The sequence below is a fragment of the Mastigocoleus testarum BC008 genome, from assembly GCF_001456025.1.
GTDB classification, from domain to species: Bacteria; Cyanobacteriota; Cyanobacteriia; order Cyanobacteriales; family Nostocaceae; genus Mastigocoleus; species Mastigocoleus testarum.
Map to the genome: position 1 here is coordinate 1 of NZ_LMTZ01000077.1, position 13990 is coordinate 13990.

A 13990-nucleotide genomic window follows, 5' to 3' on the forward strand; every position below is an offset into this window, starting at 1 on the left:
CTTTGAAGACCTTAGAGGTGGTGGCGATCAGTCCTTTGATGACTTAGTTGTCAAGATGAATCTCACTATTCGCGCTTAGTCAATTAAAAATAACACTTTGCCACGATACTGTAGCAAAGTTCTAATTTCATAAGTTTGTAGAGATATTACTTGCGGTATCTCTACAATTTTTTTGATACAAGTGACGTAGTCGTAGCCTCTAATTTTTGGTACATCTCTACCTCATTACTTGCTGTTACTTATTACTTATTACTCATTACTGTGCGCTGTCGCGCCCCGCAATACCTTACGGTACGCTACCGCTAGCTGCTAACATTACTCATGACTCATTCCCCAATTTCCTAATCCGGTAATCCAGCAAACACCTGCTTAACTATTTCCTTAGTTTTTTCATCCAGATTATGCCAATCTACATCTCCTGTCTCATCAATTAAAGTAGTATCGATCGCAACATCTGAATTTTCTGTGGAAGAATAATCTAAAAAACATATTCGATAACACAATTCCCACATATCAATATTTATCTCTTTCCCTTGACGCTGCAAACACAGATGATATCCTGGTTGTGGGGTTGGTAACTCGGCAAGATTTTGTCTAATTTTTAAAGCTTGTTCAGGTGTAGCACTTTCTAACTCTTTAAGTAGCTGAGTTACAAGTGTCTTTACTTCATCTGTGGTATCAGGATTCCAAATAGTTACATCTTGGTAATTTCCCTTCCAAGAAGAAATTTCTAGTTCTTTGCGGATATTATCAACCAAACGAATAAATGCAGGTTGCATCAAAATTTCAGCCTGTTGCCACGTAACAGAATCTGATATGGTTGGCGGCATATGTATAAATCGGTATAAAAAATAGGTTATAAAAAATTTAACAAAGTGGAATGAGAAAATTAAAGTTCTTCTCACAAATCTTTTTTTTCAAGATAGCGGATTTTGTTCGCCAGAGAGTGGAGATATTTATTATCACCTTTAAAATCGGGTGTTAACACTGGGGAGGGATTATGATAAATACACTATTAGACCATCGATATCAAATAATTAGAGTTTTGGCAACTGGAGGATTCGGTAAAACTTATATTGCCGAAGATACAAAAAGACCAGGACGTCCTATTTGTGTAGTCAAACATCTTAAGCCCACCAGTGAAGACCCAAAAATTTTTGAAACAGCCAAACGTTTATTTCAAAGTGAAGCAGAAACTTTAGAACAACTAGGTAACCACGACCAAATACCCCGTTTGCTAGCATACTTCGACCACAATCAGGAATTTTTCTTAGTACAAGAGTTTATTGAAGGACATACTCTGAGTGATGAACTGGTTACAAACCAAAAATGGAGTGAAAGCGAAGTTGTAGAACTTTTAGAAGAAGTTTTAAGTATTCTGGAGTTTGTCCACGATCAAGGAGTAATTCACCGCGATATCAAACCGGATAATATTATTCGTCGCGCTTCAGATAATAAATTAGTTCTGGTAGATTTTGGGGCTGTCAAACAGTTGCGCGGTTCTCACCCCCATGGAATTGGTATTCCTCAACATACAGCAACAGTAGCAATTGGTACCCCTGGTTATATGCCCACGGAGCAAGGACAGGGTAAACCCCGTCCCAACAGCGATCTGTATGCTTTGGGGATCATTGCAATTCAAGCACTTACGGGTGTAGCACCAATCGACCTACAAGAAGACTTGGATACGGGCGAAATACTATGGCAAAACTTAGTTGCAGTTGACGATCAGCTAGCGGCATTTTTGAACAATATGATATCTTATCATTTTAAAGACCGCTATCAAAATGCAACTCAAGCCTTAAAGGTATTGCATTCCTTTACTCCTGAAATCTCAAATCGAGGATACGCTCGTCATTCTAGAAATTTGGGTGTTGGGTCAATGCGTGTAAATACACAACAAAAAACAATTGCATTTGCACCCGCAAACCCGGATATTCCCGCAGAAAAACCAATAGAAGTACGAAGGAGATCGAATCGTCGTGATTCTGGGGGGTTCGATTTCTTACAAGTTCTTTTTTTAGCAATGTTAACTGGTGGTGCAGCAGTTGTTACTCCTTTAGCAGTTGAAGCATTCCAAGGTCTAACAAATAATTTCTCCTTTGCTAGCAACACTTTACCTGGATATTGTGTTGCTGTAGTTGCGGGTGATAGCAACATCCGTACGGAACCAAGTTCTGTAAATCCAAGAACTATTGTCAAAACTCTTAGTAAAGATACTAAATTAGAAGCTATAGGTAAACGTACTACCCGTGGTTGGGTACAGTTAAAACTTAATTCCGGAAAATTGGTTTGGGCGCATTCAGATGCAATTAAAAATAATGATGAATGGAAGTCCTGTCTGCGAGATAAACATATTACTATCACGACTGTTGATGATCGCAGTTTAGTTGCAGATATTCCCGTACCTCAAACCCAAAGAAAATCTTCTCAGGAAACACCAACTACTTCCGATGAAGTAACAGAATCTCCAAAAGCTTCTTTCTGGGATTTATTTAAAAATAAAAAACAGGAAAAAACAGATTCTGCGACTCAAGAGGGGAATCGAGGAGATAAAGCTGTTAAAGAAGCTAGAGAAAAATATGAAAATGGGGATATTAAAGGAGCAGTAAGCATACTACGTTCCCTTGAATCTAAAAAAAACCAGGTTAAAGAAACAACTGATATGATTTCCCAATGGCAAAAAGATTGGGCTAAGGCGGAATCTTTATTTGAAGATATTGATCGCGCAGTTTTAGAAGGTAAGTGGGATAAAGTACTCGAATATAAAAATAACCCAGAAAAATTACCCGATATTGAGTATTGGAGAAAAAAAATAGATCCTTTGTTTCAGCAAGCGAACAAAAATTCAGTTGATGATAAAACTAATGGGAGTGAAACAACTGAAACTGCTCGAGCAAAAGAGTCTAAAGCTGACAAAGAATCTTCTGATACTGGGAAATTAACAGAAAATAAAAATATTAAACCTAAGCCAGAAAAATCACTAGCTGACAATATTCTCCAATGGTTTGAAGGTAATTAAATTTTATGTTTTATTAAAAGCTAAGTAAAGCTCTTGTAAATTGCAATTGTAGCTGAGTTAATCCTTCTTTCAATATTTGGTTTGGCGAGAGTTCGATCTGACAACAGCTTGTGAATTTATAAGCATCGTAATAATTTTTCAAAATGTGTCTTATTGTATAGGTTGACTGACTTCCTAAATGAGCTGTGTCATTATTCTTTCACCAAACCTAAAAAAGATAAGATGATCGTTCCCAAAGCAGTCAAACCAAAATTATTACCTTCTATAAGATTAGACAATCTAGAAAAATTACCTGAGATCGCTGCGATCTATTTTGTTCTTAACGATAAAGAAGAAGTTCTATACATAGGAAAAACCGAAAATATAAAACAGAAATGGAATAGCAATGCTAAACAAGAATTATTAAAAGTGACGAGGAATGCAATAATAACCTACTTCCCAGTAGCTTCTGCTGATAGTTTGAATCAAATTGAGACAACTTTAATCAAATGGTTCAAGCCAGAATACAATGTCACAGAGAAAAATGACTGCCAATTTCGATAAAAAATATAAATTTCAAATCTCAATTTTTATCAATCATTTTGATTTTGCAACGCTTCAAAACCCCAGTCGTATTACGTCCGGCTAAACAGTTATCACATCTGTGGGGGCGAAGTGATGAGTAATAAGTAATAAGTAATAAGTAATAAGTAATAAGTAATAAGTAATAAGTAATAAGTAATAAGTAATAAGTAATTGTTAGCGTTCACCGCAGGTGCATCTTGGACGCGCTTACAGCGAACAGCGGGGCGCGTAGAAGCAAGCACGTGTACCGGTTTGGACGCGTCTAAAGACGAATGCACGCGTCTGACTACGTTAGCGCAGCAAGAGGCTTTGCCGTCGCCTTTCTGCTCTAGGTATTGCGCACAGTAAAAGGGTTATTAGGTAATAACCGCCGTCTTTTCAATAGGGTTATATAGTAATACCAATTTAGAAAAATAATCTGTTGCAATGATTTATTTAGTTGGTATTACTAATTAAAATTAAGCGGACTTGATATCAAATAAGCAAAATATAATACAGGGGCTTACTTGTCGTAAACCCCTGTGAATCATCAAAGAAAATATGGCGTAAATTGTTTTTTGAAAAGTAATTTTACCAATAAATGGCTAATCAATTTTTACTCGGAAACGAATCAAACCAAAGTTATCAGGAAGAATTTCGTTAATATTGACAACTACTGCACCATCGGGATTATTAGGATTTTGACAGGCGTCTCCACCGGTTCGATCTGCCAAAGGTCTGAGGGGAGAATAAAATGTTCCTCCGTCTGTATCTTCAGTATTTGTCAAACTCCTTGCTGATGCATTCCCCTGTTGTAAACTAATTCCCCTACCAACACCAAAAGTATTTAGACTAAAGGATGTTCCCTGAGGAATCAAGTCACATATACGGACGTTTTGCTGCGGTGCACCACCTTCAGCTAAGAAGTAAATTGTATATTCCACCTCATCGCCACTTTTTGTTGGCAGTTCCAGTACGCCAAAAAGTCTATTCCCCAACGCTCGATTTAATACATTATCATCATTGCCAGTACCGTCTACAAAAGTATTAAATGAACCAATAGGTTGACCGTTGCTTCCAAATGCACCGGTAATTCGTTTCACCAACCGCAGATTAGTTGGAGCTCCTTCGCCAACATTTCCGCCACGCAGACCAAAATCAACATCATCTACATTTTGTCCGATGAGAAGATTAACTGTTCTTTGCGAACTACCAGTAGTAATTTCAGGAAAATTATCAGGAGGAGTAAGGGTTACTCGATAAGGACCAGGAGGTAAAAGCTCAAAGCGATAAAACCCATTGTCATTGGTGGTAGTTGTCCTGTTAATGTCATCAGCGGTGCCTAACTGATTGTCTTGTCCAGGTAAGGTAAGAGTTACAGTTGCGTTAGGAATTCCAGGTTCGCCCTGATTTTGAACCCCATCACCGTTACGGTCATTAAAAACTGTGTCGCCTATAGAACCAGGTCCAATACAAAGATTGAATCTGGTTAAACCAATAGTCTCATCCTGTTGGGGTACCCCGAATTCCGTTCCTGCTGTATATTGAATTTGAATTTGGGTTACCGGAGCAGTAATTGTGGCTTCTACATTACCATCACTACTATCACGAGTAGCATTTTCGTTAACACCTCTAGCGACATTATTATCTACAGCAACGTTTGGTCCAAGCGCTGTAAGATTTACGCCCACGGGTGTATTAGCGTTGAATGCTCTAACCGTTACCTGGTCTTGAAAAGTAAAGCCAAGATCGCGCTCTCCGTCACGGTCGATATCCACTAAAAGCAAAGGATCGAGCTGAATTGGTTGAGAAAAATTTATGGTCAAAGTCGCGCTACTACCTGGTGGTGCTGCTCTATCTTCTGCTCCAGTTGGATCCTGCAAACCTATATTGAATTCTAAATTGGGACCGGGTTGTCCTCCATAAACCCCGGAAGTAATTCTAGTTTCCTCATTGTCAATTACTTGTCCGGGGATACTTTCAGTAAATTGAAAAGTTGTTATAACTCCACCTGTATTTGGGCTTTGACTTTCAATTCCCGCTCGATTATCCGTAGGAGTCCAATTAACGACGGTTGGAGTTGTTCCCGCAGGACAACTTGTAGTTGGGGTTTGTGCCAAAACTCGATTATCTTGTAACAGGTTTCCCCCAAATATCAGTTGTGGTACGGTAAAAACCAAAGTTAGGAAACTGCTTCCCAAAGGTTTCATCATTCCCCTGAGCATGGGCTGAGTCTGAGAAGGGGAAAATAAAATTGGGAATGAATACTTCTGATTAACAGATACTTTGGTTGAAATTTTATCGTATCTTATTGGCGAGTTATTCTTCGAACTACAAGGCTCGCGATCTTGTCCGCGATTATTTGGTTTTGCCAGTAAATGTTTAAATAAAGCTTTCATTTTTAGCTTGCTAAACAATAAAAAATGACCAGTTGGGCTGGGAATTATGGGTTACTAAGGACTGCCTGGAATTGCAAACTGGAAACAAATTAGGAACCAATTACCAATTACCGATTACCAATTAGCAAAACCTTTATCTTCCTTCTCTTTTACGTCTTCTTTCGATTTGCAAATCATCTTCTTGTTCTTCAATAATTAGATCGACCCCTCTAATATCCTTGAAGATAATTTCAACGCGGCGATCGCGAGCATAATCTACAACACCTGTACCATCTGGAACTTTACGTTGAGATTCACCAAAAGTACGGATCGTCATTCTTTCCGGAGCAATACCTTTGCGGAGTAAATAATTTCTTACGGATAACGATCGCCTTTTACCCAAAGCTAAATTGTAAGCGTTACTAGCACGGGGGTCAGTATGACCTTGCAGTTCCACCACAATGAATGGATATTTCTGTAATACTTCTGCTACGCGATCAAGAACTTCCCCACTAGTTTCACTAATAAAAGATTTATCTAAGGCGAAGTGAACGTTACGTGGAACTTTGATTTTAAGTGGTGGTGGTGGCGGTGGCGGTGGAGGAGGTGGTGGTGGTGCCGGTGGAAGCGGTCGAGAAATACATTGGGGTATCGGTATGGGGGTTTGTTTCTTCGGACTAGGACCAATATTGGGTTTAGTTTGAGGTGTCCCAATTAATGCGGCAGCTGCTGGTTCTGAGGTACCGTATTTGGGATCGCTTGCGATCGCACTGACTAAATCCCCAGTTTTTAAATTATTTAACTGAACTGTGAATTTACCATCTTCATTAACTGGTACCTGGGTTAGGATTTCTGATAGTGCTCCATATCCAGGAGTATAAATTGCTTGCTTTCCTGTTTGATAATCACTAAGGCGATAAATTGTTACTTCACTGCCCCGATCAGCTTTTCCTTCCACAGTGACTGTAGTACCATTAGGAGCAAATGTCCGAGAAGTAAATTTGGGAGCATTAATTGCTGCATTTCCCGTATCTCGACGTCGGTTAGAAGAATTTCGCTTGGGGTTAGGACCATCTCCCCTTTGAAAATCAGACACTCCTAAATTTCGTTGAGTATTTAGATCGATACTCAAACCTTCTAAGGCAGTAAATTTATTTTTTTGAATTAAATTACGTTTTGTTTTAGGGAAAGCAGAAACTACAACCCCAGGACCTGTTTGATTGTCAATTTCATTACCAGTAACCCGGTGGTCGCTACCCATCAAATAGACAGCCGCTCTACGCAAACGTCTGCCATTGTAAGTAATTTTGTTATTTTGCAGCAGTACATTACCTTTTGGTTTAAATAAATATACTCCAGCGCCATCATTCGCACAAATTAAATTTCCGGTAATTTGGGAATTATTAACTATGCCTTCAAGCCTAATGGCGTCGGGCATTCCAGCAATTCCGTTACCTATGATAATATTTTCAGTTACTGCGGTATTCTCCGCCCTGACTGAAGTAATAATTGCACTACCTTCATGAAAGGAAATTCGGTTGCGACGAATTGTTGCACCTTGAGAATTGAAAGCGTATATTCCAAAAGCTGACGTTTGTTCCGGAAGTTTTTCATCTCGGGTCAAACCCAACCAATTATCTTCAATGACAACCCCCTTCGGCGCTACGTCTTTGTCATAAAAGGGAAAGTTATCATTGGGGGGTTGTTGTTGGCTGGTATCGGGCGGAGGTAAGCGATGGGCAATGACAATATCTCCTGGTGGAGTAGTCAAAGTTACTGGTTTGGGAACACCATCGTAAACTAATAAGTTACCCAATTGTTGCTTAATTGGGCTGGCATTAAACCCGTACAAATTTAAACCGCGAATAGTAATTCGATCTGCAACAACAGTTAAACCCCGAAATATTTCTTTACCAGCACCTGGGGTAACTGTCACCACTGGAATTGGAATTGCAATTTCAGCCGTTGCAGATTTATCGGGCTCGTATCCCGGTTGGGTAGTACCATCGACGATTAATCCTGGTACAGCTAAATCTGGTAACTGTTTGTGCAGTTCAATCGTAGTCGCGTTAGGCAAATTAAATTCAATTCGGGAAGTGCTCCTATCACCCACAGCTTTAACTTGCGCTCGTTCGCGATCGCTGAGTTGCTCGATGGTTAATGTGCCATTTACCAGTTCAATAGCTTCCCGTAGTGTTAGCTTTTCATCAGGTTGAACGTCACCATCTCCCTCGCTATTTACTACTACCTGCAAAGGTGCAGGTAAAGTAACCCCTGAGTTTTTTCCTGGTAAATTTTGCTTTTGAGCAAGCGCTAACCCTGAGGGAAACAGGTAAAAAGAAACAGGTAACAGATATAACGGAGCAGGTAAAAATTTAGCTTTTGGTATTCGGATAAACGAATGAAAATTGGGGGTGGGGAGTTTACCTCTCCCCAATCGCCAGTTCCCACTCACCATTCGTTTAAGATGAACTTTGAAACTGGGCATTAAATCACTCCTTTCGCACCACACTTGGTTTGTCTTGTTGCTGTTTAAGGTTATTTATCTGGTTAATTTGAGAATCTTGAGAAGTCTGAAAATTATTGTTTGACTGTTGTTCAACATGTTGTTCAACATATTTTCTCGGTTTATTGTCTTTGTTAGATTGATTGTCAACAGTTAGCAAATAATTAACAGGATTAGAACTAGATTGGGGTGGTTGTTTAACATTTAACGCTTGTTTTTGTTTTAAAGTGCGTATTAAACGTTCTTGGGAAGTTTTTTCCTCCGAGTTAGGTTTTTTTCGTACCAACGATTCACTTTCAGACTCCTGTTGCTGTTTGGGTACGGGCTTTTGTAGTCCAAAACCATTTAACAGTTCGTTCAGCTTCAAACTGACATTCAGATACACACCACCCCGAGAACGATAACCAGAAAAATCCCGATCGTCGACACTACCAAAGCTGTATCCTACACCAAGTCGTAAATCGGGCGATAAATAATATCCACCTTCCAATGCCCAACCAAATTCATCAAAATTTGGATTATTGTTGGAATTTTGACCAATCCAGCGTCCTTCTAGAGCTAAATCTGTACGATAGCCAGTACGGTAAGTTGCTCGCATTTGCGCCAAGTTAACATTACCGTTAAATCTATCGCCGTCAAAATAAGTGACACCATTACGGAATGCATATTTACCATATAATTCCCAGCGCCAATTTGGGGCGTAGATACCTTCCGCAGACAAGGTATGACCTGTAGCCGTAGAACCAGTAATTTGGTTTTCTATTGTCGAGTCAAAGTTTTGTCGCCACTCATATTTGAGCAAAGCATTGAATTTATCGTTGTTAGGGTCGCGATATGCCAAACCAACTTTTAGATTAGCGGTGTCTCCTAACTCTTGGAATCTTGTTCCACTGGCCCCAATATCGCTTACATTTGAAGGTAAGAACACATTTGCCTCACCTGCTTGCTGATAACGAACAAGTGCTGTGAGGGCTGGGGATATTTTACCGGCAGCCGCTGCAGAAATTACTGTATTATTACCTTCGGCACCGTCGCGATATTCCATCCTGGCACTAGCTTTTAAGTCAGGATTATCCGTGTATTCCAGACCCACGCTATAAACTGAACCAGAAAATAGCCCTAAAGAGGATGCAGTTTGTCCAACTGCGTAATACTGGGGAAATGTATTACCTGAACCTGTAGCGTTAAACACGTTTTTGAATACGTATTCATAACCGACATTCATGCGTAATCCTGGTGCTACAGCCCAACCATGACCTAAGCCGACGGCTCCTTGACCTTGCAAACCATTAAAGCCTGAAAGTACGGAATAACGACCTGTCAGGGCTGTATTTTCCGAAAATTTATGATCTAAAAGCGTGTCAAAAGTTGTAATAGAATTACCTTTGAGCAGCTCGCTACGGTCGTAGAATTGATGTGCTAGTCGAAACGTCACACCCGGATAGGCTTTCCAGTCCATTGCCAAGGTGGTACGGTTTGGATAAAGGGGATCGCTATCGCCCAAATTTAATTCATTTTGCGCCTGAAAAGTTAAAGATTGGGTTAAGGGTAACTTGAGACCGGAGACTAATTGGTTTGCATCTCCATCAAAGCGATCGCTAACTCTATCTTCTCTCGAGCGATTAACATATTCCAGGTTTAAATCTGCATTGCCAAACTTTTGCAGTATTCCCGCCCGGAAAGTTCTCAATTCATTATTGACTCTTTCACCCGGACGTGCTTGTGGTTGTGGGTCAAATAGATCGAAGAAATTAATTAAATTACTGGCTGCGACACCATAGTTTTCTTCAATATCGTAGGATGTCCGCAAGCTGGTTGTGTTAGTAATTTTGCTCAGCAAAGATGCCCCATAACGAGTTTGTCCGGGGAAAAAGCTAAACGTGGCATTATTAACAAAATTTGGTTCTACTGCTCGGTAATAAGCTGTACCTTCAAAATTGCGACTAATTTTACCAAAAGCTTCTATGCGATAAGCATTACCGCTAACATCTCCACCGTTGAGTAAATCACTGTTAGAACGAGCATACTCACCAATGATTTTACCTTTATCTCCCAAAGATACTTGGAAGTCTGCACCAAATAGCTCAAAATCTCGATCGCCTTGGTCTTCTAACAAATAACTCCCCGCAACGAAGGATTTTTTTTCGGCTTCCTGGGAGAAGTTATATTGCAAGCGTCCGCCAAATAAGTCAGAATCATCACCACCATCATTTTGGTAGGTAACTACTACTTTTCTAACTAAAGTGGTGCCAAAACCAGGATTGAGTTCCGTTGCCAAAATTGGACGCCGAAACAGTAAGGTACCCCGGTCATAATCTATGTCATAATCCTGACCGCGAAATAGTTGTTTGCGTTCAACTACTGTTCCTGGACGGTTAATTTCTTCAGATTCTAAATAAACGGTTTCACTACCAGGAACTAATAAGCGTCGAGACAGGAAATAGTTACCGCTGGTACCGTTGGGAATAAAGGTGTCCCTTTGGAAACCCTCAATGTTATTTGCATACAAGCCTGTAAATTGCAAATTCCCAAAATTATAGTTGGCTTTGAAACCATGTAATTGTCGCGACGTCGCTGTATACAACTGGGAAGACCGAGTAAACTCTTTGGTGTTGTAATCCCCCCACATGAAGTAATCTGGCTCTGCTCCTGGAATAGAAGGAGTACGTTCCAAACGAGCATAAAAACTATCTATAGAAGGAGCAGTGGAAGTAAAGGAAGAACTATCGCCGTAGACGGGATATTTCTGTTCGCAAAATTGAACCCCGCCAAATAAACGATTTCGACCTTCACAGTCTTCATTCAAAGGACGATCGCTATTAAAAGCTCCTGTAAACAACCATTCTCCAATGGAACCAGTAGCAAAAACAGCCGCATCAACATCAAATTCAGTACCACTGTCTCCCGGTCTGAGAAATTCACTCCGGCTTCCCCAATAGTCAGTACCTTTAGCACCAAGGCGAAGATTAACAACTCCTGTAACCAAAGAAGGTCGCAAATAAGTGGTAAATTCTACCTGCGTGTAGGCTTGAATTGGTTCATCTTGAAATCTATTCCAGGCTGTAGAGTCAGTTTGCTGGGGAAATGATGGGTTTCCCAACAGACCTGTTTCTCGACGTAAATTGGGGGATGGCTTTCTAATTTTCACAACAGCAGCCCGAATGCGAACTTGTTGCGCCTTAATCCCAGATTTCAGAGTGGCTATAAATTCTCCACCCCTAGCTATAACCTGAAATCCTGGTTGGTCTTTATTTTGGTCTGCACCAATAAATTTCCCCGCAGAACTAGTCAAAGTTACCATCACATCATCATTGATGGGTTGATTGTTCGCGTCGGTAATTTCCCCTCGAATTTTAATTGTGGAACGCCCGTCAGCTTGTATTCGCGGTTCCCCTATGGGTGCAATCTCAATTTTTGGTACTTCTTGACGAATTTGTTTTAAATTATCGATTTTGTCAGTACCAGTTTGTGCAGTTTCTGGTTGGGAAGATATTTGAAACTGTTTTTGATTTTTATAATATTTTTTTCCTTTTTTGAGTCGTTCGCGTAACTCACTTGTGCTACGAGCAAACTTTGTACTTGCAGGATTTGTACTTGCAGGATTTGTATTTGCAGGGTTTGTATTTGCAGGGTTTGCCTTTTCTTGGAGAGATTCTTCCAATGAAGGAGTGTTCTGGCTTTCCTGAGGGTGGAAATCAAGTAACTTATTTGAAGCAGATACAGTTGACCGATCGCCAATACCACTTCCTTTATTTAAGTTTACTTTTTGATTTTTATCAGATTCTTGAGCAAAAGTTTTGCTTGAATAAGCAGCTTCAACCCCCAAAAATGCCGGTACAACAGTTGCAAAAACCGCAGATAACATACTTGCGCGATTGCGACTGATGAGGATAAGTCGCAAAATACTAACATTTTTGGCAATGAATACTCCTAGTTTTTGACGTTTCATCGCTTTTCCTCCGAAAAAGCCGGTGTTACCGCAAAATTAACCCGCACCATGCTGTTAGGTGCTATTTTCACTAACCGTGATTGGCTGTTCCTTTCGATGAAATATTTATTGGGAGCAAGGGCATAGCCGGGTAAACTACTTAGATCGAGGGCAGCTGTTCGAGAACCAGATACAACACCAGGCAAAGAGTACAAACCTTTGGCATCAGTGACAATCCGATTGCCATCATCCATAAAAATTACCGCATTCGGTACTCCCGGTTCATTTGGTTGTTGTTCGCCATCAAAGTTTTTATCAACGAATACCCTACCAATTAGGGTGCCACAATCTGATAGAATACCACCCCTAATGCGGACGCGAAAACTGCTAGGTGGACTATTATTGACCTGTGCAACGTTTATACCATCTCCCCTAATAGCGTCTGGAGTAACTTCCAGAGCATAAAATACATTCAAAATTTCATTTGGCTGCAACACTTCATTTGTTGCAATAGAAATAGTGCGACTGGAGGTCTGATTGGCGGTTAAATTAACTGTTCTATCTCCTGTTCCCCCTTGTATAGTTCCTTTAAGAGATTTAGAAATAAACCGCAAGCCCACAGGTAAGCGATCGCTGATGGTTAAAGACTCTGTTGCTGCATTTCCAGTATTCTCAATTGCGAGCCGGTAGATTACAGTATCCCCAGGTTCAGCCGCAGCTCGATCCCCAGTTTTAATAATCCTTAAGTTTGCTTGAGAAGCTGTGAGAGTTACAGTATTCGACTCTACTTGTTCGTCAGGTTGATTGTCGGTTCTGGCAGTAGCTGTATTATTTATCGTTCCATTTTGGGCTATACTTACTCCACTACCGTAAGTATAAATACCGAAAAATAAAAAAGTTAAAAAGAGGCCGTTATGCCTCAACCAGGAGCTGATCTGTTTCATGGGAAGGCATCAATGGTGTATGTATATTTCCCAAATTTTTTAGGGTTTTATATTTACAAAAGACTGTACTTTAGCGTATTTTTTTATACGTTAAAGATGTGAGGATGCTTCCAGTTACATTATGGAGAAACTATCAGAAACTCATCCATTTTTAGCTGATTCGCAAACACTTTTACAAACTCTTCAATCTTACTTTAAGAATATTTCTTTCCCGAGATAGATATATACTTACTAATGCTTCAGAAGGGTAAAGATGTGATTTTTTTATTGTCATGGCAAATACAACCCAACTCCTCAAATATATGTGTATTTCAACACCAAAATTCAATCTTTAAGTAAAAAAAGCTCTGAACTCAGAATCACTTTGTCAGATCGCTAAAATCGATACTAGCTTGACATTAGTAGCTTTCAAAAGAAATGAAAGCCTGAAATCATGGCTAAAACCAAATTACAACTTGCAATCCATTAGGACATCAGCAAGTTAAGGTTGATTCCTTATATTTCATTCTAGGTTTTACATTATCTTCACATAAATAGAGTTTTTTATTACTCCTTTACAAAATCTTTGTTTTTGTTCTAAGAGCATATTATCTAATATCCAATATCCTCAACAATAATATTGTTGATTTTTTTTGATGCTGGATGCCACCTTGTAATTAAACTTTGAAA

7 protein-coding genes are annotated in these 13990 nt (G+C 39.7%); 2 read left to right on the forward strand and 5 right to left on the reverse strand.

Annotated elements, in window-relative coordinates; genetic code table 11:
- Nucleotides 1–341: 341 nt before the first annotated feature.
- Nucleotides 342–830 (reverse strand): hypothetical protein, encoded by a 489-nt coding sequence (locus BC008_RS11975; RefSeq protein ID WP_027846734.1) that lies wholly within the window; start codon nt 828–830, stop codon nt 342–344.
- 170 nt (nt 831–1000) lie between these two features.
- On the opposite strand from BC008_RS11975, the gene BC008_RS11980 reads away from it, so the two are divergent.
- Nucleotides 1001–3022, forward strand: a complete 2022-nt coding sequence (locus BC008_RS11980) for a protein kinase domain-containing protein (RefSeq protein ID WP_063800753.1) — start codon at nt 1001–1003, stop codon at nt 3020–3022.
- 222 nt (nt 3023–3244) lie between these two features.
- Entirely contained in the window at nt 3245–3565 is a 321-nt protein-coding gene (locus BC008_RS11985; protein WP_058183427.1) for a GIY-YIG nuclease family protein, read from the forward strand.
- 605 nt (nt 3566–4170) lie between these two features.
- Here BC008_RS11985 and BC008_RS11990 read toward each other — a convergent pair.
- The 4 genes from BC008_RS11990 to BC008_RS12005 all read right to left on the reverse strand — a co-directional run bounded on the left by BC008_RS11990 (nt 4171) and on the right by BC008_RS12005 (nt 13321).
- Entirely contained in the window at nt 4171–5964 is a 1794-nt protein-coding gene (locus tag BC008_RS11990) for an SdrD B-like domain-containing protein (RefSeq protein ID WP_027843954.1), read from the reverse strand.
- Between the two features lie 133 nt (nt 5965–6097).
- Nucleotides 6098–8431 carry an OmpA family protein gene (locus BC008_RS11995; protein ID WP_082650514.1) on the reverse strand — a complete coding sequence of 778 codons (2334 nt, stop codon included), beginning with the start codon at nt 8429–8431 and terminating at the stop codon, nt 6098–6100.
- A gap of 4 nt (nt 8432–8435) precedes the next feature.
- Nucleotides 8436–12398: an Ig-like domain-containing protein gene (locus BC008_RS12000; RefSeq protein WP_235595825.1), complete on the reverse strand. Its 3963-nt coding sequence runs from the start codon at nt 12396–12398 to the stop codon at nt 8436–8438.
- On the reverse strand, nt 12395–13321 hold the full coding sequence (locus tag BC008_RS12005) for a DUF11 domain-containing protein (RefSeq protein ID WP_027843952.1): 927 nt from the start codon (nt 13319–13321) through the stop codon (nt 12395–12397). The genes BC008_RS12000 and BC008_RS12005 overlap by 4 nt, the downstream gene beginning before the upstream one ends.
- Nucleotides 13322–13990 lie beyond the last annotated feature (669 nt).